At 60.2% G+C, this 23,081-nt stretch carries 23 protein-coding genes and 1 riboswitch; of the genes, 13 read left to right on the top strand and 10 right to left on the bottom strand.

Going from position 1 to position 23,081, the window contains the following annotated elements; all coding sequences use genetic code 11:
• Positions 1–256: 256 nt before the first annotated feature.
• On the bottom strand, positions 257–997 hold the full coding sequence (locus BLS41_RS21685; RefSeq protein ID WP_074768538.1) for a FadR/GntR family transcriptional regulator: 741 nt from the start codon (positions 995–997) through the stop codon (positions 257–259).
• Between the two features lie 339 nt (positions 998–1,336).
• Between BLS41_RS21685 and lhpI the strand changes: the two genes are divergently transcribed.
• The 3 genes from lhpI to lhpH all read left to right on the top strand — a co-directional run bounded on the left by lhpI (position 1,337) and on the right by lhpH (position 4,560).
• Positions 1,337–2,260, top strand: coding sequence for a bifunctional Delta(1)-pyrroline-2-carboxylate/Delta(1)-piperideine-2-carboxylate reductase (lhpI, locus tag BLS41_RS21680; protein ID WP_074768536.1), 924 nt, complete (start codon positions 1,337–1,339; stop codon positions 2,258–2,260).
• 116 nt (positions 2,261–2,376) lie between these two features.
• Entirely contained in the window at positions 2,377–3,498 is a 1,122-nt protein-coding gene (locus BLS41_RS21675; RefSeq protein WP_074768534.1) for a branched-chain amino acid ABC transporter substrate-binding protein, read from the top strand.
• A 54-nt stretch (positions 3,499–3,552) separates the two neighbouring features.
• Positions 3,553–4,560 carry a trans-3-hydroxy-L-proline dehydratase gene (gene lhpH, locus BLS41_RS21670; RefSeq protein WP_074768532.1) on the top strand — a complete coding sequence of 336 codons (1,008 nt, stop codon included), beginning with the start codon at positions 3,553–3,555 and terminating at the stop codon, positions 4,558–4,560.
• Between the two features lie 51 nt (positions 4,561–4,611).
• On the opposite strand, the gene BLS41_RS21665 is transcribed toward lhpH, so the two are convergent.
• Positions 4,612–5,571, bottom strand: a complete 960-nt coding sequence (locus BLS41_RS21665; RefSeq protein WP_074768530.1) for a LysR family transcriptional regulator — start codon at positions 5,569–5,571, stop codon at positions 4,612–4,614.
• Positions 5,572–5,700: 129 nt separating this feature from the next.
• Here BLS41_RS21665 and BLS41_RS21660 point away from each other — a divergent pair, with 129 nt between their 5' ends.
• Complete coding sequence (locus BLS41_RS21660) at positions 5,701–6,867, top strand: mandelate racemase/muconate lactonizing enzyme family protein (RefSeq protein ID WP_074768528.1); 1,167 nt, start codon at positions 5,701–5,703, stop codon at positions 6,865–6,867.
• Positions 6,868–6,940: 73 nt separating this feature from the next.
• On the opposite strand, the gene BLS41_RS21655 is transcribed toward BLS41_RS21660, so the two are convergent.
• Both BLS41_RS21655 and BLS41_RS21650 read right to left on the bottom strand, forming a co-directional pair.
• Complete coding sequence (locus BLS41_RS21655) at positions 6,941–7,519, bottom strand: NnrU family protein (protein WP_074768526.1); 579 nt, start codon at positions 7,517–7,519, stop codon at positions 6,941–6,943.
• Between the two features lie 75 nt (positions 7,520–7,594).
• The gene (locus BLS41_RS21650; protein WP_074768524.1) at positions 7,595–7,798 is read right to left on the bottom strand and encodes a hypothetical protein; all 204 of its coding nucleotides are present in this window, start codon (positions 7,796–7,798) and stop codon (positions 7,595–7,597) included.
• Between the two features lie 283 nt (positions 7,799–8,081).
• Between BLS41_RS21650 and yddG the strand changes: the two genes are divergently transcribed.
• Complete coding sequence (yddG, locus tag BLS41_RS21645) at positions 8,082–8,987, top strand: aromatic amino acid DMT transporter YddG (RefSeq protein WP_074768522.1); 906 nt, start codon at positions 8,082–8,084, stop codon at positions 8,985–8,987.
• A 94-nt stretch (positions 8,988–9,081) separates the two neighbouring features.
• Here the strand turns inward: yddG and BLS41_RS21640 are convergent, their stop codons facing one another.
• On the bottom strand, positions 9,082–9,297 hold the full coding sequence (locus tag BLS41_RS21640) for a hypothetical protein (protein ID WP_074768520.1): 216 nt from the start codon (positions 9,295–9,297) through the stop codon (positions 9,082–9,084).
• A 943-nt stretch (positions 9,298–10,240) separates the two neighbouring features.
• Here BLS41_RS21640 and BLS41_RS21630 point away from each other — a divergent pair.
• The 3 genes from BLS41_RS21630 to BLS41_RS21620 all read left to right on the top strand — a co-directional run bounded on the left by BLS41_RS21630 (position 10,241) and on the right by BLS41_RS21620 (position 12,310).
• On the top strand, positions 10,241–10,834 hold the full coding sequence (locus tag BLS41_RS21630) for a cytochrome b/b6 domain-containing protein (protein ID WP_074771098.1): 594 nt from the start codon (positions 10,241–10,243) through the stop codon (positions 10,832–10,834).
• Between the two features lie 2 nt (positions 10,835–10,836).
• Positions 10,837–11,628: a molybdopterin-dependent oxidoreductase gene (locus BLS41_RS21625; protein WP_074768516.1), complete on the top strand. Its 792-nt coding sequence runs from the start codon at positions 10,837–10,839 to the stop codon at positions 11,626–11,628.
• A 67-nt stretch (positions 11,629–11,695) separates the two neighbouring features.
• On the top strand, positions 11,696–12,310 hold the full coding sequence (locus BLS41_RS21620; RefSeq protein WP_074768514.1) for a hypothetical protein: 615 nt from the start codon (positions 11,696–11,698) through the stop codon (positions 12,308–12,310).
• Positions 12,311–12,385: 75 nt separating this feature from the next.
• Here the strand turns inward: BLS41_RS21620 and BLS41_RS21615 are convergent, their stop codons facing one another.
• Both BLS41_RS21615 and BLS41_RS21610 read right to left on the bottom strand, forming a co-directional pair.
• Complete coding sequence (locus BLS41_RS21615) at positions 12,386–12,976, bottom strand: TMEM165/GDT1 family protein (RefSeq protein WP_074768512.1); 591 nt, start codon at positions 12,974–12,976, stop codon at positions 12,386–12,388.
• Positions 12,977–12,988: 12 nt separating this feature from the next.
• A riboswitch (yybP-ykoY riboswitch) is annotated at positions 12,989–13,168 on the bottom strand.
• A gap of 124 nt (positions 13,169–13,292) precedes the next feature.
• Positions 13,293–13,682: a surface-adhesin E family protein gene (locus tag BLS41_RS21610; RefSeq protein WP_074768510.1), complete on the bottom strand. Its 390-nt coding sequence runs from the start codon at positions 13,680–13,682 to the stop codon at positions 13,293–13,295.
• A gap of 338 nt (positions 13,683–14,020) precedes the next feature.
• Between BLS41_RS21610 and BLS41_RS21605 the strand changes: the two genes are divergently transcribed.
• On the top strand, positions 14,021–14,353 hold the full coding sequence (locus BLS41_RS21605; protein ID WP_366486583.1) for a helix-turn-helix domain-containing protein: 333 nt from the start codon (positions 14,021–14,023) through the stop codon (positions 14,351–14,353).
• A 58-nt stretch (positions 14,354–14,411) separates the two neighbouring features.
• Here BLS41_RS21605 and BLS41_RS39655 read toward each other — a convergent pair whose 3' ends face one another.
• Positions 14,412–14,912: a hypothetical protein gene (locus tag BLS41_RS39655; protein WP_253189727.1), complete on the bottom strand. Its 501-nt coding sequence runs from the start codon at positions 14,910–14,912 to the stop codon at positions 14,412–14,414.
• 10 nt (positions 14,913–14,922) lie between these two features.
• Here BLS41_RS39655 and BLS41_RS21600 point away from each other — a divergent pair, with 10 nt between their 5' ends.
• Positions 14,923–16,887, top strand: a complete 1,965-nt coding sequence (locus tag BLS41_RS21600) for a TonB-dependent receptor (RefSeq protein WP_253189726.1) — start codon at positions 14,923–14,925, stop codon at positions 16,885–16,887.
• A gap of 100 nt (positions 16,888–16,987) precedes the next feature.
• On the opposite strand, the gene BLS41_RS21595 is transcribed toward BLS41_RS21600, so the two are convergent.
• Positions 16,988–17,428 (bottom strand): SET domain-containing protein, encoded by a 441-nt coding sequence (locus BLS41_RS21595; protein WP_074768506.1) that lies wholly within the window; start codon positions 17,426–17,428, stop codon positions 16,988–16,990.
• A gap of 300 nt (positions 17,429–17,728) precedes the next feature.
• Between BLS41_RS21595 and BLS41_RS21590 the strand changes: the two genes are divergently transcribed.
• Complete coding sequence (locus BLS41_RS21590) at positions 17,729–19,273, top strand: methyl-accepting chemotaxis protein (RefSeq protein ID WP_074768504.1); 1,545 nt, start codon at positions 17,729–17,731, stop codon at positions 19,271–19,273.
• Between the two features lie 37 nt (positions 19,274–19,310).
• Here BLS41_RS21590 and BLS41_RS21585 read toward each other — a convergent pair whose 3' ends face one another.
• Entirely contained in the window at positions 19,311–20,267 is a 957-nt protein-coding gene (locus BLS41_RS21585) for a helix-turn-helix domain-containing protein (protein WP_074768502.1), read from the bottom strand.
• Between the two features lie 97 nt (positions 20,268–20,364).
• On the opposite strand from BLS41_RS21585, the gene BLS41_RS21580 reads away from it, so the two are divergent.
• On the top strand, positions 20,365–21,609 hold the full coding sequence (locus BLS41_RS21580) for a DUF1479 domain-containing protein (RefSeq protein ID WP_074768500.1): 1,245 nt from the start codon (positions 20,365–20,367) through the stop codon (positions 21,607–21,609).
• Positions 21,610–21,698: 89 nt separating this feature from the next.
• A complete protein-coding gene (locus BLS41_RS21575; RefSeq protein ID WP_253189805.1) occupies positions 21,699–22,931 on the top strand; it encodes an ABC transporter substrate-binding protein in 1,233 nt (410 codons plus the stop codon).
• Positions 22,932–23,081 lie beyond the last annotated feature (150 nt).

Raw genomic sequence — 23,081 nt, 5'->3', positions numbered from 1 at the left:
CGCGTCCGGCGCGGTAATCGGCAGGGCGGCGCGGCGCGACTGTTTGTTCATCGCGGATAAAGCACAGCAGAAGCCAGACCCAAAGGAGCCTCGGGGTCCACGCAATTGCGTCGAAAAGGGGTGACAACGTGCGTGACAAGATGGTCTCCGGCGCTGGTTTTTCGACACGATGCCACGCGTGGGAGCCATCTTCGGTGCGCTTGAACACCGTTCGCCGTGCCTGCTCCCGTGCGCGCTCTTATGCCTGTTCCCGCGCCTATTGCGGCGCGATATCCCGCTGCACCCGGTGGATGTGCTGCTCCACATAGAACGCCGCCGCGTCAGCATTGCCCGTCACGATCGCCTCGTAGATCAGCCGATGTTCCGCGACATACAGCCGGATTCGCGTCGGGTCGTAAATGCCGTCGTCTTTGAGTCGCTTCCACAGCGACTGGTCCATCGTCGCGGCAATCTCTTCAGCCAGCTTGGCGAGCAATGCGTCGCCGGTCATGACCGCAAGCTGCCGATGAAAAAGCCGGTCGCTGTTATTCCACAACGCCCGCTGCTCGGCATCGGCGACATCGGTCAGCGTTTCCATTTGCGCGAGGTAGTGCTCGGCGAGGCGGTCGCGTTTTTTATGCGCCGCCGCCCGTCGCGCAATCGCCGGTTCGAGGATCAGCCGAACGTCTAACGTGGCTGACGGGCTGAAGTCGAATGCATCCGATTCGGCCACGTTCGCCGTCGCGGCGGACGCGAGAATTTGCCCCGCCGTGGCGGCGACATAGGTGCCCGAGTTGCGCCGCGTGACGACCAGTCCTTCATTCTGCAGCGCGCCGATTGCTTCGCGCACCGCCGGTCTGCCGACGCCGAAGCGCGCCGCCAGCTCCCGTTCGGACGGCAGACGCGCATCCGGCAAAAATACGCCGGCGCGGATTGCCGCGCGAATCTTCTCCGAGACCTGCTCGTAAATCTGCAACGGACGGAAGTTGCTCTCGAATTCGCCGAGGGGGGAGGCCATTTTCGCTTTCTGCAGGTCGGATGTGGTTCTTGAATATACCAAAGTCGGACTGTCGTCACGACGCGCAACCGAGGGTTTGTCACGAAACCGGAACGACAAAATTGGTCCTATAGTAGCCTGCATCGGTACGCTTAACATGCAAAACTGGTTCTTTTTTAAACCAAATAACGCAGACATTTTTGAAAATGGCTTGTTTATCGAATTTTTTTGGCTTAGATTTTGCCCAGAATTTGAGATGAGTGGTCTGAAACAGCAAACGGCCATCCTCGTAGATTGGCCGTAATTCTTTCCAGTTGTGCCTGCTCGACGTCGTGAGCGTCCTTTTTATAAGTGAGCCGAATGACTGCCGTTATCACCCGGAATTTCGACGCCCAGGCGACCGCCGATCTGCTGGACTATCCGTCGCTCGTGGCGGGTTTGCGGCAAACCATCGTCGAGTATGGCGCGGGAAAAATCGTCAGCCCGGAGCGCATGGTGATCCCGCTGCAGGAGGGCGGCCTCATGCTGTCGATGCCCGCGAGCGCAGCGGATATCGCCATCCACAAACTCGTCAACGTATGCCGGTCGAACGGAAAAATCGGGCTGCCGACCATTCACGGTCAGGTCGTTGCGTGCGATGCGCACACAGGTGAAATGCTCTTCGTTCTGGACGGCCCGACGGTCACCGGATGCCGCACCGCCGCCGTCACCGTGCTCGGCATCCAGACGCTGCACGGCTCGGCTCCGCGCGAAGTGCTCCTGATCGGCACCGGCAAACAGGCGGCCAATCACGCCGAAGCACTGGCGGCGATTTTTCCCGACGCGCGTCTGTACGTGAAAAGCCGGTCGCGCGAAGCGGCGGCGGCATTTGTCGAGCGGATGCAGCCCACCGCGCCGAATCTCGCCGTGCTGGACAGCGACGCGATTCCCGCCAGCGTCGAGGTCGTCATCACGTTGACGACGAGTAAATCACCGGTCTATTCGGAGCCTGCACGCGCGGGACGGCTGGTGGTCGGCGTCGGCGCGTTCACGCCGGACGCGGCCGAAGTCGCTCAGACGACGATCGACGGCAGCTTCCTGATCGTGGACGACCCCGTCGGCGCCAAGCATGAAGCGGGCGACCTGATTCAGGCGAACGTCGACTGGAAGAGCGTTGCCGCGCTCGCCGACGCCATCGCCGGTGAGCTTGAAATCGATGCGCCGGTTTTCTTCAAGAGCGTCGGCTGCGCCGCGTGGGATCTGGCTGCATGCCGCGTCGCGCGCGAGGGCCTGGCCGGTCGATAGTCGTGGGTCCGTGGGTCGTGAAGTGTCAGTAGTCAGTGGTCTGCTTTACCGAAGTCATGCCGTGCACCGGCCCGACCCCAATGGTCGGGTTCCTTCCTGGTCTACCTGGAGTTCGTATGCGCCGTCTCACAACAATCATGGCTGCCGTGGTGGCCACCGGATTCACCCTGTCCGCCCATGCACAGGTCGTCGTCACGATCGGTCACTCGGCGCCGCTCACCGGCCCGCAGGCGCCCAATGGCAAAGACAACGAAAACGGCGCGCGGCTCGCCATCGACGAGCTGAATAAATCCGGCGTGAGCGTCGCGGGTCAGAAAGTCACCTTCAAACTCGATTCGCAGGACGATCAGGCCGATCCGAAAGTCGGCGTGCAGGTCGCGCAGAAGCTGGTGGACAGCGGCGTGATCGCCGTGGTCGGGCCGTATAACTCGGGCGTGGCGATTCCGGCGTCGCGCGTGTACAGCACCGGCGGCGTGCCGATGCTGCCGGTCGCATCCAATCCGGCGCTGACCAAGCAGGGCTTCAAGAACATTTTCCGGATCGGCGCGAGCGACGAGCAGCTCGGCGGCACGATGGGTCAATTCGCGGCGAAGACGCTGAAAGCCAAAACGGCCGCGGTGATCGACGACCGCACGGCGTACGGTCAAGGCGTCGCCGAGCAGTTCATCAAGGAAGCCAAGGCGAACGGCATCCAGATCGTCGATCAGGAATTCACCAGTTCGTCGGCAACCGATTTCCTCGGCATTCTGACGACGATCAAGGCGAAGAACCCGGACGTGATTTTCTTCGGTGGCTACGCCGCACAGGGCGCACCGATGGCTAAACAGATGCGTCAGCGCGGCCTGCGCGCGAAGCTGCTCGGCGGCGACGGCATCTGCTCGGCCGACATGGGCAAGGTGGCGGGCGATGCCGCGTCCATCGTGTATTGCGCGCAAGGCGGCATCTCGCTCGACAAAACGGCGGCGGGTCGCGAGTTCCTGCAGAAATACAAGGCCGCGTACAACACCGATACGCAGGTCTACGCCGTCAGCTATTACGACGGCGTGAAGATGCTGGCCGATGCGATGGTGAAGGCGGGCACGACGACCGACAAAGCCAAACTCATGGGCCAACTGGCGAAGGAAAACTACAAGGGCGTGGCCGGCACCTATTCGTTCGACGAGTACGGCGACCTGAAAGGCGCACCGACCACGGTCTACGTGATCAAAAGCGGCCTGCCGGTTCCGTACGGCCAATAAGCGACCACGGAGCGCACATTCGATGCAGCCGTCCTTCGACTTCCCGAAGCAAACATGAAAATTACCCGCACCATCTCGACTGTTGAAGTTCACACCGGCGGCGAAGCGTTCCGCATCGTCACGAGCGGTTTGCCGAGGCTGCCGGGCGACACGATCGTCAAGCGGCGCGCGTGGCTGAGAGAGAACGCCGACGACATCCGCCGCGCGCTGATGTTCGAACCGCGCGGCCACGCGGACATGTACGGCGGCTATCTGACCGAGCCGGTCAGCCCGAACGCCGATTTCGGCATCATCTTTCTGCATAACGAGGGCTATAGCGATCACTGCGGCCACGGTGTGATCGCGCTGTCGACTGCGGCCGTCGAGTTGGGATGGGTGCAGCGCGAGGTTCCCGAGACGCGCATCGGGATCGACGCGCCGTGCGGGTTCATCGAAGCGTTCGTGCAGTGGGACGGCGAGCACGCCGGCAACGTGCGCTTCGTCAACGTTCCGTCGTTCATCTGGAAGCGGGACGTGACCGTCGACACGCCGTCGTTCGGCAAGGTAACCGGCGACATCGCGTTCGGCGGCGCGTTCTACTTCTATACCGATGGCGAGCCGCACGGGCTCGAAGTGCGCGAGTCGTCGGTGGAGGAACTGATCCGCTTTGGGGCGGAGGTGAAGGCGGCGGCCAATCTGGCGTTTCCGGTCGAGCATCCGCACATTCCTGAGATCAACCACATTTACGGCACCATCATCGCGAACGCGCCGCGGCACGCGGGTTCAACGCAGGCCAACTGCTGCGTTTTCGCGGACCGCGAGGTGGATCGTTCGCCGACCGGTTCAGGCACCGGCGGCCGCGTCGCGCAACTCTATCTGCGCGGGGAGTTGGGGAAGGACGAAACGCTGGTGAACGAGTCGATTATCGGCACGGTGTTCAAGGGACGTGTGCTGAGCGAGACGACCGTCGGCGAATTCAAGGCGGTCATTCCAGAGGTGGAGGGCAACGCTTTCGTCTGCGGGTTTGCCAACTGGATCATCGATTCCAGAGACCCTTTGACTTACGGATTTCTGGTTCGATAAGTTCGATAAAGCGGGCAGAGCGGTGAAGCTGACCTGAGGGGCTTAACAAACTCAGGTCTTCTTCGCCGCTTTCTTTTTCTGCGCGTAGATCAGAGCGCCCGTTTCGACCGGCACGAACGGCGCCTGAAAGTGGTCGATCAGAAAGTCGATGAAGGCCCGCGCACGCGCGGTCTGGTTGCGCTGGCTCGGATAGTAGACAAAGAGATCGGCGGACGGCAGCGGCGTCTCCGGCAGCACCAGTTTCAAGCGGCCGCTCTGAACATATTTCGCGAGATCCCATTCTGAGCGGATCAGGATGCCGTGTCCGTCGAGCGCCCAGCGCAGCACGATATCGCCATCGTTGCTCGACAGCGCGCCTTTGACTTTCAGCGCCTCGATCCGGTCGCCTTGCAGATACCTCCATACGCCATACGCTTCATCGTTCTGACGATGCACGATGCAACGGTGGCGCGCCAGATCCTCGACGCGCTCCGGCACGCCGAACCGCTCCAGGTATCGGGGCGACGCGCAGAAGAAACGCCGGTTGCTCATGATCCGCCGCGCACTCAGACGGCTGTCGGGAAGCTCGCCGAAACGGATCGCCAGATCGAACGCATCCGCGACCAGATCGATGGGCCGATCGGTCACTTCGAACTGGATTTCCACTTGAGGAAAGCGCTTCGCGAACTCCGACACCAGCGGCGCGATGGTCGTGCGTCCGAAGCCGAGCGTTGCATTGACGCGCAACAGCCCTTGGGGATCGGGCCGTGCTCCAGATATCTCTTCTTCCATCTGCCTGACCTGACCGACGATTTGCGTCGCGTAGCGCAGATAGGTCTCGCCCTCGGGCGTCAGGCTGACACTGCGGGTAGTCCGGTTGACGAGGCGCACACCCAGTTTCTGCTCGATCAGGCCCAGACGCTTGGTCGCCGCAGGCGGCGTGAGATCAAGCGCGCGCGCCGCGCCCGACATGCTCTTGAGCCGGGCGAGGAGAATGAAAAATTCGAAATCCGATCCGGCGTCGAGAGTCATTCGATTATTCGCCAAAGGTAAAAAGTGATATGAATTGAGGCGAATTATAGGCCGCCATTTCGCGGATAAGCTACGGTCCATCGCAGCCCCAAGTCTGCAAAACGTGCTCAACACTCAGGAGACACCGTCATGAGAATCGTCGAAATCCGCGAAAAGACCGTTCCGATCAGCTCGCCGATCCGCAATGCCTATATCGACTTCAGCAAGATGACGCTGAGTCTCGTCGCCGTGGTGACGGATGTGATCCGCGACGGCAAGCCGGTGGTCGGTTACGGCTTCAATTCCAACGGCCGCTACGGCCAGGGCAAGCTGATGCGCGAGCGCTTCATTCCGCGCCTTCTCGAAGCCGATCCTGCCAGCCTCGTCAACGACGCAGGCGATAACCTCGATCCGCACAAGATCTGGGCGACCATGTTCACGAACGAGAAGCCCGGCGGTCATGGAGAGCGCTCGGTCGCCATCGGCACGATCGACATGGCCGTGTGGGACGCGGTTGCCAAGATCGAAGGCAAGCCGCTGTTCCAGCTGCTCGCTGACCGTTATGGCAACGGCGAGCCCGATCGCAAGATTTTCGTGTACGCGGCGGGCGGCTACTACTATCCGGGCCAGGACCACGGCAAGCTGAAAGACGAAATGCGCAGCTATATCGATCGCGGCTATACGGTCGTGAAGAAGAAGATCGGCGGCGCGTCGCTCGACGAAGATCTGCGCCGCATCGACTCGATCCTCAGCGTGCTCGGCGACGGTCAGAAGCTGGCCGTCGATGCGAACGGCCGCTTCGATCTCGACACGGCGATTCAATATGCGAAGGCGCTCTCGCAATACGATCTGTTCTGGTACGAAGAGGCCGGCGATCCGCTCGACTACGAATTGCAGGCCACGCTGCGCAATTACTACGACAAGCCGATGGCAACCGGCGAAAACCTGTTCTCGATGCAGGACGCCCGCAATCTGATCCGTTACGGCGGCATGCGCGCGGATCGCGACTGGCTGCAGTTCGACTGCGCGCTGAGCTACGGTCTGGTCGAATATCTGCGGACGCTCGACATGTTGCGTCAGCATGGGTGGTCGCCGAGCCGTTGCATTCCGCACGGCGGACACCAGATGTCGCTGAATATCGCGGCGGGTCTGGGACTGGGCGGCAACGAATCCTATCCCGATCTGTTCCAGCCGTATGGCGGATTCCCCGACGGCGTGAAGGTCGAAAACGGCTATATCACGATGCCCGATCTGCCCGGCATCGGCTTTGAAGGGAAGGCCGATCTGTTTGCGGAGATGCAGAAGTTGTCGGCGTAAGCGTAGGGCGGCGGCCAGGTCGCGGCGGCGCGTTGACGGGGAGGGCGGCGCGTCGCGATGGATGAGCTGCGTTTCACCCCAGCGGCTTCACGCCGGTCATCCATCCGTGGATGTAAAACGCGAACACGAACCACGCGACAACGCCGATTACCACCGGAATCACGTCGCGTGAGAGAGTCCCGGCGGCATAAACGATATGTTCGACGCGATCGCGCCGTCGCGCGGCGGCGTAATCGACCAGCGCCCAAACGAGAAACGCGCCGAACAGCACGACGGCGTTCAGCGTGCCGTTCGCGAGCAGATGAGCGACGGCCCACGGCATCACGCTGACTACCATCGGATGCCGGAATATCGCCTTGAAGTGATTCCCCGGCACGTAGGCAGCCGGAAAGAGAATAAATGCCGCGAGAGTGAGGACTGCTGCGACGTGTGGTGCCCAGGCCGGCGGTGTCCACAGAACGACCGGTTCGCGCCGCGCCATTCCGTATCCCCACACGACCAGCGCGAGGCCGATGATGGACAGAACCGAATAGGCCGATTTCCAGCCGTTGTCTCCGATCCGCGCGATTAGCGCCTTACGCCACTCGTCCGCGAAGATACGGATCGAATGCAAGCCAAGGAATATCAGCAGCCCCAGAATCAGTACCGGCACGGTGGACTCCTCGCGACAAACGTCGACGGAGAGTCATGATAATCCCGTGTGACGTGCCCCGTGCGCCGTCCAGGCTCAGGCCGGCAATTTGCCCTTTCTGCGGAGCACGCCGACGACCTCGTCGATATGGATGCTCTTCAGCGGCGACGTACCGGCCGCGTTCCGTTCGACATTGATTGCGTCGATGCTTCGCTGCATCGACGACATTTTCGCCGAGATGTAGACGGCCATGCCGTAGCCGAAGCGCTCGATAAGATCGTTGGACAGAAAGGTTTTCATAGTTCAGAGGTCCGAGACTCGTGGCCGGGTCAAACGCAATTGAGAATCGTTCGCAATTATACAGAAATGTGGCAGTTGTGCGGATGCGGATGCTGATGCGTGTGAACGCGCGGTGTGCGCTGGCAGTCGCAACGCGCCGGTCTGCGCGCACGACCAACATCTCGAAGTCAAAACGATCGGGATTGCGGGATAATCCGGCGTTTCATTTTCACTCCATCTCGCAGCATCGCCGACACCCCATGTCCGGCCACGCGTAACAACTAACTCAATATCTTCAATATCCATGGACCAAGGAAAAAAGGCCACGCTGATAGGCCTGGTTGCGGTGCTCCTATGGAGTTCTATCGTCGGTCTGATGCGCGGTGTCAGCGAAGGACTCGGCGCGACCGCGGGCGCCGCAATGATTTACACGGTGGCGTCCGTCATGCTGTTCTTTACGGTCGGATTTCCCGATCTGAGAAAATTTCCGCGTCCCTATCTGATCTGGGGCAGCCTGCTGTTCGTCACGTACGAGCTTTGCCTGTCGCTTTCGATCGGCTATGCCGACAGCGGCCGTCAGGCCGTCGAAGTCGGTATGGTCAATTATCTCTGGCCGACTTTCACGCTGATCGCCGCCATTCTCTTTAACGGCCAGAGATCGAATCTTTTGATCTTTCCGGGATTTGTCCTTTCCTTAATCGGAATTGGCTGGGTTCTCGGAGGCGACCAGGGCTTCGATGTTGCGGAAATGCTGGCGAACGTCAAAGCGAATCCGCTGAGCTTCGGCTTGGCCTTTACCGGCGCTTTAATCTGGGCGGGGTATTGCACCGTCACAGCGCGACATGCAAAGGGAAGCAACGGCGTGACGCTGTTTTTCATGCTGACGGCCGCCGCGCTGTGGATCAAGTACGCGATCAATGGCGGCGGCGCGATGGACTTCAGTCCACACACGGTCATCTACCTGTTCCTTGCGGCCTCAGCGATCGGATTCGGTTACGCCGCGTGGAATGTCGGAATTCTGCATGGGAACGTGACAGTGCTCGCGGGCGCGTCTTATCTGATTCCGGTTTTGTCGTCCGTGCTCGCGGCGAAACTGCTGAATGCGCCGCTCCCATTTGCTTTCTGGAAGGGCGCAATCATGGTTTGCACAGGATCGATCCTTTGCTGGATCGCCACGCGTGAACTGCGCCCGGAACCGGTATTCGAATAGCGGCCGACAATCGCAACGTGGGTGAGGGCACCTCAAGTCAAGAATTGAGGCGCGGATAGAGTGACGACTAAAGCGTCGAGGCGAGGGCGGCGCGTCAGTTCGTATGTGCCGCCACCTGCAGAGATTCCAGCGCATGACTTCCGTCGATGCGGGCAATGTCCTCTGCCGGGAAGGTTTGTTCGCTGTATGCAATCACCTTGAATCCGCTGCCCATTGCGCGCGGGACAGTGATTCCCCAGTGCCAGCCTCCGGCCTGCTCGAAAATATGCAACTCCGGTTCGGTCCGGCTCGTTGATGCATGAGAGATCATGGTCCGTTCTCCCGTCCTTTTTCCATGGGGGCGCTTCAGACCGCGCCCGTTCTCCAGTCTAAAACATTTTTGCTGCGCCGCAATATAACCCGTTGTAAAAATGTCGCATAAATGGCAAGTCATAATTTTGAAACGTATTCACCCATTTTGAGCTGTGCCACCATCGATTAACCGGTTTAGATCTGAAGAACTGGATTCACGGGGGCTTCATGAGTAACCATGCGCTCATTTGGGCTGCGGTGCCACATAACAGTGATGGCGTCGTTTTCTCGGTTCGTATTGCCCGCGGACTACAACGCTTCCATATTTCGCGTCGCGTGCTCGAAGATGTGTTCGAGCTGGAGCGAAACACCTCAGACGCACGACAACTCGAATTGTTCTATTCATGCGTCAGTCGCATTCTGGCTAAAGCCGCCGCGAAGCGTTCGACTGCGAGTCGCGATACGGTTGCGCTTCAGTCCTCCGATTTCATTTCGTCCGGCAAGTCACGCGATACGTGGGACCGACATGCCGGCGCTGCCGGTGCGATGTAGGCAGGTACCGATTTGAATTGAGGGGGAGCTCCCGCACCCGGTTGCGGTTGCCGCTTCAATCGTTACTGAGACGGCAAGGTTGGATTCATTTGCCGCGCTCGATGCTCAAGGCTCGATCCTTGAATCGGCTCGGCACGGCTGCTCGCCATCCACACCCACGCTTCCGGCCACGCGAATTACATCTCCTTCGGCGCGTCGCTCGAACGCTCCTGCACATCTCCCACGCGTCCATGACGTCTTACCGTTCCGTAAGAAAAATTTCTGTATCTGTCGCGGAATAATCCCTCCCAGGTGGTGTTTACGTCGATAAGGCACAGGCTGGATTGCAAGGTGAGCCGGCGCTCGCCGATCAGGCATCCAGCACGACAGCCGTGCAAACAACCGGCAACATCATCCATGACGAGACAACTTTGAGTCACGCAACGATTCAACCCGCCTGGGTGCGCATCACGCACTGGGTCAACGCGCTCGCGGTCGTGCTGATGGTCACGAGCGGCTGGCAGATTTATAACGCGTCGCCGATCTTCCGGGCCATTCAGTTCCCTCCCGCGATCACGCTCGGAGGCTGGCTCGGTGGCGCATTGCTCTGGCATTTCGCGGTGATGTGGGTGCTCGTCGCGAATTTCCTCGTCTATGTCGGCGTGAATATCGCCTCCGGGCGTCTGCGGAAAAAGCTCCTGCCGGTCAGTCCCAGGTCGCTTGTAACGGACCTGCTGGCCGCATTGCGCGGCAAGCTCGGTCACCAGGATCTCTCGCGCTACAACGCCGTGCAGAAGTTTGCCTACCTCGTTGTGATCGTCGATATCGCGCTTCTGATCGTGTCGGGCCTGGCCGTATGGAAGTCAGTGCAATTCCCGCTGCTGCGCACGCTGATGGGCGGGTACGACAACGCGCGCGTCGTGCACTTCGTCGCGATGAGCGTACTGGTTGCGTTCTTCGTGTTGCACGTCGTGATGGTCGCGCTGGTGCCGCGCTCGCTGCTTCTGATGATTCGCGGACGGTAACCATGACGTTCAGAAAACAGGCTAAAAAGCCGGCCGCGATTTTTTCATCTCACGCCGAAGCCATCATCAAGGATGCGAGCCGCGAACTGAAAGATCCCGCTCGCAGGCTGCTCGGAAAACGGATTCTCACGCTCGGCGGCATTGCGATGCTGTCGGGTTGCGACCTGTCCAATGACAAATCGGTGAACACGATGCTGCGCAAAATGTCGTTCTTCAATGACGACGTGCAGGCTCTGCTGTTCAACCCGAACGAAATGGCGCCGACCTATCCGGAGTCGATGATCACGCGGCCGTTTCCGTTCAACGCGTTCTACGACATCGACGATGTACCCGAGGTCGATCCCGCGACATACCGGCTCGAGGTGAACGGCCTCGCGCATGGAAAGCGTGTGTGGACGCTCGAAGAATTGCGCGCGTTGCCGCAGGAAAGTCAGATTACGCGGCACATCTGCATAGAAGGGTGGAGCGCGATCGGCAAATGGGGAGGCGTGCGTTTCGCCGATTTTCTCAGACGCTCTGGCGCCGATACCACGGCCCGCTACGTCGCGTTTCATTGCGCCGATAACTACTCGACCAGTATCGACATGCCGACCGCGCTACACGCGCAGACGCTTCTGACCCTGACCTACGACGGCCAGGTTTTGCCACCGAAGTACGGCTTTCCGATGAAGCTGCGCATGCCGACGAAACTCGGCTACAAGAATCCGAAACATATCGTCGCGATCAGCGTGACGAACGAATACCCCGGTGGCTACTGGGAGAACCAGGGCTACAACTGGTTCGGCGGTTCCTGAGGTTCACCGGTCTTCAGTCTTTTTTCTTTAGTCGCAGGTCAAACCAACGGTTTTTTACGGAGCATCCATGTCTATTCGTCTGAATCTCGGCGTTACTCTCGTAACGCTGGCTATTAGCGGCGTCGCGCTCGCGCAGACCCCGGCGGTCAAACCATCGCGCATTCGCGGCGATATCGTTTCGCTTGACGGCGACGTGCTGAAGGTGCACCGCCGCAGCGGCGACACCGTGTCGATCGACCTCAAGCCGACGGTCACCGTGTCCGCCGTCAAGGCCATGCAACTGTCCGATATTAAACAGGGCTCTTTCGTCGGCACGGCCGCGACGACTGGCACTGACGGCAAGCTGACGGCGACCGAAGTGGTGGTGTTCCCGGAATCCGCGCGCGGCACGGGGGAAGGGCACTATGACTGGGATCTCGGCCCGAATAGCTCGATGACCAACGCGAACGTCGACACGGTCGTTCAGGGCACCAGCGGCCGCGATCTGAAGCTGTCGTACAAGGGCGGCAACAACACGGTGACGGTCCCCGCGAATGTGCCCATCGTCACGTTCACGTCGGCCGCGCGCACCGACCTGACCGCCGGCAAGAAAGTGTTTGTGGTCGCCACGCCCGCGTCGCAAGGCACCTTCGTCGCGCAACGCGTGGTCGTGGAAAAGGACGGCGTCGCTCCGCCGATGTAAACGGTTTTCTCGCGCTGCAAGTTCTGCGTGACGGCTTCCGCTAATCCACGGGAGCCGTCACGTCACGCCGGAAGATCAGAACATCGAGTGAGTTTCCGGATACAGCGCCGTGCGCAGTGCGAGCCCGCCGAGTACCACGAAAATAAGCGCCGCCAGGATATGAACCGCTTTGGTCGGCAAGCGGTCGGCAAACTTGTGGCCAAGATAGATAACCGGGACGTTCGCCAGCATCATGCCGAGCGTCGTGCCCGCCACGACGCCGAAGAATTCGTGGAATCGCGCCGCAAGCGCCACCGTCACGATCTGGGTCTTGTCACCCATTTCCGCGATGAAGAACGTGATTGCCGTTGTTCCGAACACGCCCATTGAATCTTTGACGGGTAGAGCGTCGGCATCATCGAGCTTGTCCGGAATCAGGATCCACACGGCCATGACCGCGAAAGACGCCACCACGGCCCAGTTCATGATTTCCGGCCTGATGATGCTGGCAAGCCACGCGCCGAGCGCACCCGAGAAGCCGTGATTGATCAGCGTCGCGACGAACACGCCGAGCACGATAGGGATAGGTTTGCGATAGCGCGCCGCAAGAACCAGAGACAGCAACTGGGTCTTGTCGCCGATCTCAGCGAGACCGACAACGCTTGTGGATACGAGGAATGATTGCATGGGGTTTGTTATAACCGGGCCGCACGGTCAAATCACGATGACACGCACTCCCGCGACCCGGCTGGTGGGAGTGTGAGTCATCGGTCTTGCCAGGCGATTGCTGCGCGCGCCATGGACGGTCTGACGACCGCTCCAAGTATGTTGACGCGAGCCCCTGAACATTTCGTCCAAGGCGGCTACTCCCCGAAGAGGCGCCGATTATAGCGGTCTGACAGCGCCCCAGGCAAGGCGATTCAGACAAACCGTCTTCGATGAAAGCATTTAGCAAGCAACGCGTTGGCGATTCACGAAACGGCTGGCTGCGTTACTTTTGCAGCTACTGGCAAACGCGATGCAGGAGGATCGCCATGGGCGTGTCGGGAGCGACGGCTTCCATCTCGTATTTTTTGCGTGCGAGCGACTGAATGGTCGCGCCGGTCTGATCGAACCGGGCGAAACTCACGAGCGCGCCGGATTTATCCGCGCAGTTGAAGACGAAGTGATCCAGCCCGTAGGCAGTGGCGATCTGGTCACCGGATTGAATCCGCGGCGTGCTGTTGACAGCCTTAGTCCAGACGTTCACCGTCTGGCCGGTGCGCGTGATGGATTCCGTGTCGACATAAAACGTCGCGGTGGGATTCTGGCTGACGACCTCCCATTTTGCGTCCGCGTAGGCGACGGCTGCAGTGGCAAAAAGCGCGGCGCAAATGGCCCATTTTTTCAGCATCGTTTGTCTCCTTCGTATTGGTTTGGCCAGCATGATAACGGCACTTGGGGCGTGGAGGATTAGCGGGTTTGTCTGGGGTTTCTGCTAGTGGGTGGTGGATTGGGGTAAGTGGTTGATCGGCAATGGGAAAAGGAGGGTTTGGGATTATTGTAGTTTGAAGGTGGTGTGGGATTACTGGACGGGCTGCAGGGCTGCGTCTTAATTTGACATAATATAAATTATCAACATAAAGGCTGTAAGGGCTATACCCTAATGTCGTGTTCTGGCTATTTACAGATGTCGGGTTTTGCAACCTGGCATCATGCTGGACACTCGCGCTCAGACTGCGGGAGTCCAGCATGCGTCAAACCGAACTGGTGACACTGAACATGCGCGAATTCGACCGGCTAAAGATGGTTCAGGCGATCGTGGAGATGGGGCTGAAGCCCGGCCGTGCGGCCGAGCGCCTTGGACTGAGTGTTCGCCAGATCGAGCGGCTGGTGATCCGGTATCGCGAACATGGCCCCTCTGGTGTGGTATCTGGCAGGCGTGGCCGCCCGGGCAACCGCAAGCTCGACGACGGCCTGTCAGTACGCGCGCTGACGATCATTCGCGAGCGCTACCCGGATTTTGGCCCGGCGCTGGTGCGCGACCGCTATGCCCATTTTGACCAACACCAGACGGCCGACTAGCGCGCCAACCCACCCAGGCAGGCAACCATCCACAACCACACCCAACCTTAACGTTCCCTTAACAATCCACCCGTTTACCAAATTCCAACAATTTGTTTGCGTTTCCCCAGCACGCATTTACAACATGCTTTCTGATTTTTACAATCCATAACCGCAAATGCGAATCATGACTATTTGCAATTACCGAATCCACGCCTGGCGCCTCTAACGAACGGTCATGAGTTGTCAGGCAGTGGACCGTCGAAAACTGACTACACGCCATGACATCTTCCGCCCAGTTCAGGATGCGCACGATCGCGTCCGTTACAGCCTTGTATTGCTCCGGATTTTTCGCGACCACCGCCGTCCACGCGCAGGCGACGCCCGCCACGCCGCCCTCCCCGGCTTCCACAACGGCGGCTTCGCCCCCCTCCAGCAACGCAGGCAGCACCGCCACCGACGCCACGCTCCCCGCAGTGAAAGTGACTTCGTCGGCCCCGTCGGACCTGCAGACGAAATCGCTGTCTTCGTACAAATTCACCTCGCCGCTCATCGACACGCCGCGCTCGATCACGGTCATCCCGCAGGAGGTGCTCAAGGAAAAGAACGTCTCGACCTTCACCGACGCGCTGCGCACCGTGCCGGGCATCACCTTCCTCGGCGGCGATGCGGCGGCGAATCCTTCGGCGGATCGTCCGGTGATCCGCGGCTTCGAATCGCGCAACTCAATTTTCGTCGACGGCATGCGGGATTCGGGCGTGCAAAACCGCGAGACCTTCGACGTCGAAAACATCAGCGTCGTCAAAGGTCCCGACTCGGTGTACGCGGGACGCGGCTCGGTGGGCGGCAGCATCGACATCACCACCAAGGCGCCGCAAGCCGACAATTTCATCAACGGCAGCGTCGGGCTGGGTACGGATAGTTACCGACGCGCGACCGTCGACTGGAATCAGAAACTCAACGACACCACCGCGATCCGCCTGAACGTCATGGGCCACGATGCCGATCAGGCTGGCCGCACCGACATCTATAGCAAGCGCTGGGGCGTCGCGCCGTCGATCGCGTTCGGCCTGAACTCGCCGACCACGGTCACGGTGAGCTACTACCATCTGAACACCTATGACATGCCGGATTTCAGCTCGCCATTCCGCTCGACGGGCGGCACGCCGGTGGCGACAGACCGCGGCCAGTTCTTCGGACTCAACTCGCGCGATTACCGGCGCGGCCAGACCGACACGGGTGAAGTGAAGGTCGAACATCGCATCAACGACGCATGGAAGGTGAAGAACACGACCGTATTCGGCCGCTCAACGCTCGACTACATCGCGACCAATCCGCAACTCACGAGCGCGACCTCGAACATCCTGAGTCTGCAGGCAAAGAGCGGCAAATACGCGACCAATAGCGTGGCGAACCAGACCGAGGCGAGCGGCAAGTTCGACCTCTACGGCATGCGTCATACCGTGACAGCCGGCGTGGAATTCAGCCACGAACAGGATCTCTACGAGGGCTATCTCGTCAGCGATTCGGCGGGCAACAACATCCGTTCGGGCGGACCGTGCTCGGTCGCCTACAACTGCACGTCGCTCTTCGGCGGCTGGAATCCGGACAATCCGTGGACGGGCAGCATCGCGCTGAACGGCGACAAAAGCTTCCCGGGTCCGGCAACGCACACGCAGACGAACATCGCATCCGCCTACCTGTTCGACAGCGTTCAGCTTTCCGAGCGCTGGATCTTCAACGCGGGCATGCGCTTCGACCGCTACGACGTGACCGCCGAGCAGGCGGGCGTCGCCAATCTGAGCAATTCGTCGAACCTGTTCAGCTATCAATTCGGCCTGGTGTTCAAGCCGATCCGCACGGTCAGCCTGTATGCGTCATATGGCACATCGTCGAATCCGCCCGGCTCGAACTCGGGCCTCGGCGGCGGAACCGACCAGATCACCACGACCAACAAGGATCTCGCGCCGGAACGCTCGAACAACATCGAAGTGGGCGCGAAATGGGATGTGCTGGATCAGCGTCTGTCGCTCACGACCGCGCTGTTCCAGACAGAGAAGACCAACGCTCGCGTGAGCGACGGTTTGGGCGGCACGATCAATGCGGGCTCGCAGCGCGTACGCGGCTTCGAGTTCGGCTTTGCAGGCAACGTGACCAGCAAGTGGGCCGTGTTCGGCGGCTACTCGTACCTCGACGCGATCACGACCGATGCGGGCCCGACGAGCCCGGCTCTATCAGGCTTGCCGATGGTCATGGTGCCGAAGCACAACTTCACGCTGTGGACCAGCTATGACGTGTTGCCCAAACTCACGTTGGGCGCGGGCGCGACGGTGTCGAGCCTGACTTACGCATCGGTGGCCGCGACCTCGCGCAAATGGATTCCGGGATACGCGCGTTTCGACGCATCGGCCACGTGGCGCGTGTCGAAGAAGATCGACTTGCAACTCAACGTGAACAATATCTTCGACAGGAAGTATTACCAGACCGCGTATCCGATCTATGCAACCTGGGCGCCGGGCCGCTCGGCGATGCTCACGATGAACTTCTATCAGTGAGTAACTGAAAGACGTGCATGGCGGCTTGGTGGGCAAGCGGCCATGCACGCGAGTTCTCGCATGCTCATGCGCGTGCTGCATCCGCCCTTCCCCGTTCCTCTCACACGCTAGCCGCCAGCATCGACCGGCGGCATCGGGCGGACGCACAGGCGCACGCATATTGCGCGCGAGCCTCTTCGTCTTCCGTTTCGTCGATGGCCAGCAGATAGTCGATGAACAACTCTTCGCCCACGACGATCGGCCGGATCGCGTGAATGAAAATGCGGCCGCGATCCTCGATGGTTTCGCAGTTCGGCGTACACGCGTGATTCAGCCAGCGCGCACTGTTGCCACTGCGGCTACCGTCGATCACGCGTCCATCCGACAGCCCAAACAGGAACGTGTGGCCGGCGACGCCCTCGCGCCGGTGTCGACGCACCGCGTTTCTCCACGTCGTGATTTCCCCTTTGTATTCGAACACGCGCTCGCCCGCCTCGAGAGGACGCATTGCAAATACACCCTTGCCGTGAACCGGCGATCTCCGCACGATGACGCGTCGCATTCTGTTGCTCCGATGGTCGTCCTCGCGCAAGTATGAAGCAGCAAAATTTCGCGTTGACGGGTCGAACGAAGATTTTTGTTGCCGCGGCGTTCTGCTGTCGGCGCGAGTACCGGTGATTTTTTCACGCCGTATCAGGCGGTCCGATCGTCGCGCGATCACGCACACGATGCATGGCCGTGGGAATCATTCTTACCGTCCGTTTCCTCATACAAAAGAGAGCGCTAAAGGTCAGGTCGAACGAGCCGATATATGTACCGAACAGTTCAAATTTCAACCGTGCGCCGTGTGCGCTAGAACCCAATGAAAGTCTCGACAAAGCTCATTCTTCTCGTCAGTACCGCGCTGGCCGGCGTGATCTGCATCGCCGCGATCGCGTTGTCGCAACTCAACAGTGCTCTGATCGAGAGTCGCCAGGGTCAGGTGCAGACGCTGCTTACCAAGGCAGAGCATCTGACGCTGTATTACCAGTCGCTCGAAACCAGCGGCAAGATGAGCCGCGCCGATGCGCAAGCCGCCGCGAAAAGCGCGCTCAGCGAACTGAACGTCCCCGGTGCCAAGAGCTACTTCTGGGTGACCAGCACGGACAGCATCAACCTCGTCCATCCGAACCCGGCGCTGATCGGCACCAAGACGGGCGGCAACAAAACCACCAACGGCAATCTGACCGATACCCAGGCCTACACGCAAGGCCTCGCGAACAACCATATCGCGCTGGTCGACGTGCTGATCCAACGCACTCAGAACGGCCCTTTCGAAGCCAAGTTGCAAGGCGTCGTGGCGATTCCGGGATGGGGCTGGTGGATCGGCACAGGCTTCTTCTACGACGACATCAACACCGCCTACTGGAAGCTCGCGAAAACCCTGGTCTCGATCGCGATCGCGATTTTCGCTGCGGTCGGCGCGATGGCCTGGTTCATGACGCGCAGCGTGACCCGCGCGCTCGGCGGCGAACCGGCCGACGCAGCCGCATTTGCCGCGCAGATCGCGGCGGGCAATCTGTCCGCCGATATCAAACTCGCGCCGTCGGACCGTTCGAGCTTGCTGTATGCGCTCGGCGAGATGCGTGTGAAGCTACGTGAACTGGTGCACAGCATCCAGCGTTCGAGCGATTCGATCGCAACCGGCTCCGGCGAAATCGCGCAGGGCAACACCGACCTGTCGCAACGAACCGAAGAGCAGGCGGCGTCGCTCGAAGAAACGGCGGCGAGCATGGAACAGTTGACCGCGACGGTGAAGCAGAACGCCGAAAACGCGCGTCAGGCGAGCCAGCTGGCCGTACTCGCGTCGGACGCGACCGAGCGCGGCGGTAACGCGGTCGACGAAGTGATCGGCACGATGCAAGGCATCGCGGACGAGTCCCGCAAGATCGGCCAGATCATCAGCGTGATCGAAGGGATCGCTTTCCAGACCAACATTCTTGCGTTGAACGCAGCCGTCGAAGCGGCACGCGCGGGTGAAGAAGGACGCGGTTTCGCAGTCGTCGCGGGCGAAGTGCGCACACTGGCGCAACGCAGCGCGGCGGCGGCCAAAGACATCAAGGAACTGATCGGCTCGTCGGTCGCGCGCGTCGATGACGGTACCGGGCAGGTCGCAGTGGCCGGTGAACGGATGCGCGAGATCGTGCAATCGATCAAGCGCGTCAGCGACATCATGGGCGAGATCGCAGCGGCATCCGTCGAACAGAGCACGGGCATCGAACAGGTCAACCGGGCCGTGTCGCAAATGGACGAAGTGACGCAACAGAACGCGGCGCTGGTGGAAGAAGCGGCAGCTGCGGCGGCGTCGCTCGACGAGCAGGCGGCGAGATTGCGCACCACGGTGGCCGTATTCCGGCTGGAGAGCTGAGCACGCGCGCAAGCACCTGAACGCAGTCAGACTTTAATCACGCAATGGATTTCGGCAGTCGCGGATTTCGTTGCAACGAAGGAGACCGTTCAGTGATCCGCGGACCATCACCGGTCTCCGCCATATCGCCCGCTGCAAACTGCTTGCGGTAAGCAGCGGGCGTCAGTTCCTTTAACGCCTTGAACTGGCGATTGAAATTAGCCACGTTAGGAAATCCGGAGCGTGTTGCCACGACTGAGATCGGGGTGGACGTATGCGCAAGCATCCGGCACGCATGCCCGATCCTGACCCGCGCGATATATCGCCCCACGCTCTCTCCAATGTGCTGCTCGAAGTAGCGCGACAGGGACCGCTCCGACACATTCGCCGCCTCGCAAAGATCGGACAGACGCAGCGGCTCGGCGAAGCGTAAATCGATCATCGACAGCACGCGGTTGATACGCTCCGGTTCGTGGCCCGAAGGACCCTCGCTCCGGTCGCTGAACGCGGTAGGCGAAGCGAGCGGATCACCGGGTGCATCCGACAACATGCACAGCACATTCAATGCAGCGGCAAGGCGCTCTCGTGGCGCACTGGACAACAGTTTGTCGACCTGCTCGTGCATCGCCGCGCCTACCTGCCGGTCGAACGCCAGTCCGCAGGCCGCCCTGCGCAACAGGTGACGCAACGGCGCGTATTCCGGACAGACATCCGCGAGACGCCGTGCCCAGTCGCCACCGAACCAGATCACGATCGCCACTTGCGAAGACGCCGGGTCGATCGAGCGGTTCGACGACCACGTATGCGGAAGATTCGGCGGCACGAGCACGAGGTCTTCGTCGACATAATCTGCAATCGAATCGCCGATATAGCGCTTGCCGTGACTGTTCAAAGTCAGCGTCAATTCGTATTCGGGATGGTGATGCCATTCGAACGGAATACGCGGCAAACGCCGGTGGTAAACCCTGACCGAGCAGTCGTCGCCAAATTCGACGCGTTCGTAGGCTGGCTTCATGGCTGGAATCGCAAAGAAATTGTCTGGATGGTATCACTTTTGTGCAGGCGCCCAGCCTATGCTGCGGACATGGCAGAACCCACAAAAGGAGACAACCATGGCACTCAAAATTGACGATTTGCCGGCAGCCATCCGGCAGGCCAAACAGGAACTTCGCGAGCGGCTTCCGAACTACCGCGAGGTTTTCGCGCAAGTCGATGAAGCGATCCGCGCCGAAGCCAGCAGAATCGCCGCGCAACGCAGCCGCGGCGAAAACGTGATCCCCGAAATCCAGTTTTCCGATATCGCGGAGCAGCGTGTGACCGCAGCGCAAATCGAACTCGTCAAGACGCGCGGCGCGTGTGTGATCCGCAACGTGTTCGACCGTTCATTGGTGGAAGGATGGGACCGCGATATCGCGGAGTACGTCGAACGCAACGACCTGGATACGCGCCTGAAAACCCGCGCCGAAGATAAATACTTCGGCCAGCTTGCATCGAGCAAGCCGCAGATTTACGGCGTGTACTGGTCGAAGCCGCAGGTGCTCGCACGTCAGGCACCATCGTTGACGGCGGCTCGCGTCTTTCTGAACCGGTTGTGGCGTCATGAGAGCGAAGGCCGGGTGCATTTCGACCCGGAGCGCGTGCCGGCTTACGCGGACCGGATGCGTCGGCGGCCGCCCGGTTCCGAGTCGCTGGGGCTGTCCGCGCATTGCGACGGCGGCTCGGTCGAGCGATGGATCGAGGGCAACTTCCGCCAGGTTTACCGGCACGTGTTCGATGGCAACTGGCGGCAGTACGATCCGTTCGATGCCGCGTTCCGCCCGGACGTCGAAGAGATTGCGTCGCCCGCCGTGTGCTCGATGTTCCGCACGTTCCAGGGTTGGACCGCGTTGACGCCGCAAGGCCCCGGCGACGGCACGCTGCAACTCGTGCCGATTGCGAATTCGATGGCGTATATCCTGTTGCGCGCCCTTCAGGACGATGTCGCCGACGACGACCTGTGCGGCGCGATGCCCGGCCGCGCGCTCTCGATCAAGCAGGAGTTTCATGCGCCGCTTTTCGAGGCGCTGTCGTCGATTCCACACATGCAGGCTGGCGACACGGTGTTCTGGCACAGCGACGTGATCCACGCCGTGGAAGACGCGCACCGAGGTGCAGGCTATAGCAACGTGATGTACATCGCGTCCGCGCCCGCGTGCGCCAAGAACGACGAATATCTGAAGCGCCAGTTGCCGGGTTTCCTCGAAGGAAAGAGCCCGCCGGATTTCCCGACCGATCATTTCGAAGTCGACTTTGCGGGCCGTGCTACTGCCGAAGATCTGACGCCTCTCGGTAAAGCTCAACTCGGATTCGATCTGTAAAAAGCCCTACCTGCGCACGCTATTCCAGCGTGCGCCCGTCTGAAGATTCACAAACAAAATCAACGGAGACAGCAATGAAAAGAACACGCATGTCAGTTGCCATTGTCGCTGTGGCGCTCGCTGCGGGCGCACAGATTGCAACGGCTGCCGAGTCGCTTTCTGTATTGCACTGGTGGACTTCGGGCGGTGAATCGAAGGCGATCAGGGTACTTAAAGACGACATGAATAAACAGGGCTACGAGTGGAAAGATTTCGCCGTGGCCGGAGGCGCGGGCGCGGCTGCGATGACCGCGCTGAAGACCCAGGTCATGTCGGGAAACGCGCCATCGGCTGCACAGATCAAGGGGCCGCTGATACAGGACTGGGCCGATCAGGGTGTGCTGGTCGACATAGATAAATCGGCTACCGACTGGAAAGCCCAACTGCCGGCGCAAATCGACAAGACCATGAGGTCGCACGGTCATTACGTGGCGGCGCCATTCTCCGTACACCGGATTAACTGGCTGTGGATCAACAAGGCGGCCCTCGATAAAGTCGGCGGCAAACCGCCCACCACGTGGCCGGAGTTCTTCGCGCTCGCCGACAAATTCCGTGCTGCGGGCATTACGCCTGTCGCGCGTGGCGGGCAGCCCTGGCAGGACATGACCATCTGGGAAACGGTAGTGCTTTCGCAGGGCCCGGATTTCTATCGCAAGGCCTTGATCGAGCTGGACCAGAAAACCCTCACTTCGCCGCAGATGTTGCAGGTGTTCCAGACTGTCCGGAAGATTCAGGGTTACTTCGATAAAGGCTCGACAGGTCGCGACTGGAATCTCGCCACCGCGATGGTCATCAACGGATCGGGCGGAATGCAGTTTATGGGCGACTGGGCGAAAGGCGAGTTCGCGAATGCGAACAAGAAAGCCGACGTCGACTATGTGTGCGCGGCCGCGCCGGGTACGTCGAACTCCTTTACGTACACGGTCGACTCGTTCGTATTCTTCCAGCAGAACGGCCAGAAGGAAGCAACTCCCGGACAACTCGCGCTGGCCAAAACGATCATGTCCCCTGCTTTTCAGGAGCAATTCAGTCTTTACAAAGGTTCTATTCCGGTCAGGCAGGATGTTTCAATGGACAAGTTCGACGCTTGCGCGAAGAAATCACGCGCAGATGAACAGGCGACCATCAAGTCCAATTCGTTCTTTCCGTCGTTCGCGTTTGGCGATGTTCAGTCGTCCGCAACCGAAGGTGCGATTACCGATGTCGTGACCAACTTCATGAACTCGAATGAAGATCCGCAAGATGGGATGCGCAAAGTTGCCGCTGCGGCGAAGATCAAATAGGTGTGATCTTTTGAATCGGTCTCACGAAATTAAATGGCTGTAAGAAGACATTTGCAGGCAATGAGAAAGGGTTTAAAGAACGTCTCCTCCATGTCTTCTCGATATGGATTTAGCCCGCCATTCGCGCGGGCTTTCTTTTTCCGCTTGTGT

Origin of the sequence: Paraburkholderia fungorum (assembly GCF_900099835.1) — a bacterium.
Taxonomy (GTDB): Bacteria; Pseudomonadota; Gammaproteobacteria; order Burkholderiales; family Burkholderiaceae; genus Paraburkholderia; species Paraburkholderia fungorum_A.
This window is presented reverse-complemented; position numbering and strand designations above follow the sequence as displayed.

Excerpts from the sequence above, each read along its gene's own strand:
- BLS41_RS21685 (WP_074768538.1), bottom strand. The coding sequence starts at position 997 with ATGGCCTCCCCCCTCGGCGAATTCGAGAGCAACTTCCGTCCGTTGCAG.
- lhpI (WP_074768536.1), top strand. The coding sequence starts at position 1,337 with ATGACTGCCGTTATCACCCGGAATTTCGACGCCCAGGCGACCGCCGAT.
- BLS41_RS21675 (WP_074768534.1), top strand. The coding sequence starts at position 2,377 with ATGCGCCGTCTCACAACAATCATGGCTGCCGTGGTGGCCACCGGATTC.
- lhpH (WP_074768532.1), top strand. The coding sequence starts at position 3,553 with ATGAAAATTACCCGCACCATCTCGACTGTTGAAGTTCACACCGGCGGC.
- BLS41_RS21665 (WP_074768530.1), bottom strand. The coding sequence starts at position 5,571 with ATGACTCTCGACGCCGGATCGGATTTCGAATTTTTCATTCTCCTCGCC.
- BLS41_RS21660 (WP_074768528.1), top strand. The coding sequence starts at position 5,701 with ATGAGAATCGTCGAAATCCGCGAAAAGACCGTTCCGATCAGCTCGCCG.
- BLS41_RS21650 (WP_074768524.1), bottom strand. The coding sequence starts at position 7,798 with ATGAAAACCTTTCTGTCCAACGATCTTATCGAGCGCTTCGGCTACGGC.
- yddG (WP_074768522.1), top strand. The coding sequence starts at position 8,082 with ATGGACCAAGGAAAAAAGGCCACGCTGATAGGCCTGGTTGCGGTGCTC.
- BLS41_RS21640 (WP_074768520.1), bottom strand. The coding sequence starts at position 9,297 with ATGATCTCTCATGCATCAACGAGCCGGACCGAACCGGAGTTGCATATT.
- BLS41_RS21625 (WP_074768516.1), top strand. The coding sequence starts at position 10,837 with ATGACGTTCAGAAAACAGGCTAAAAAGCCGGCCGCGATTTTTTCATCT.
- BLS41_RS21620 (WP_074768514.1), top strand. The coding sequence starts at position 11,696 with ATGTCTATTCGTCTGAATCTCGGCGTTACTCTCGTAACGCTGGCTATT.
- BLS41_RS21615 (WP_074768512.1), bottom strand. The coding sequence starts at position 12,976 with ATGCAATCATTCCTCGTATCCACAAGCGTTGTCGGTCTCGCTGAGATC.
- BLS41_RS21610 (WP_074768510.1), bottom strand. The coding sequence starts at position 13,682 with ATGCTGAAAAAATGGGCCATTTGCGCCGCGCTTTTTGCCACTGCAGCC.
- BLS41_RS21605 (WP_366486583.1), top strand. The coding sequence starts at position 14,021 with ATGCGTCAAACCGAACTGGTGACACTGAACATGCGCGAATTCGACCGG.
- BLS41_RS39655 (WP_253189727.1), bottom strand. The coding sequence starts at position 14,912 with ATGACCGTGATCGAGCGCGGCGTGTCGATGAGCGGCGAGGTGAATTTG.
- BLS41_RS21595 (WP_074768506.1), bottom strand. The coding sequence starts at position 17,428 with ATGCGACGCGTCATCGTGCGGAGATCGCCGGTTCACGGCAAGGGTGTA.
- BLS41_RS21590 (WP_074768504.1), top strand. The coding sequence starts at position 17,729 with ATGAAAGTCTCGACAAAGCTCATTCTTCTCGTCAGTACCGCGCTGGCC.
- BLS41_RS21585 (WP_074768502.1), bottom strand. The coding sequence starts at position 20,267 with ATGAAGCCAGCCTACGAACGCGTCGAATTTGGCGACGACTGCTCGGTC.
- BLS41_RS21580 (WP_074768500.1), top strand. The coding sequence starts at position 20,365 with ATGGCACTCAAAATTGACGATTTGCCGGCAGCCATCCGGCAGGCCAAA.
- BLS41_RS21575 (WP_253189805.1), top strand. The coding sequence starts at position 21,699 with ATGTCAGTTGCCATTGTCGCTGTGGCGCTCGCTGCGGGCGCACAGATT.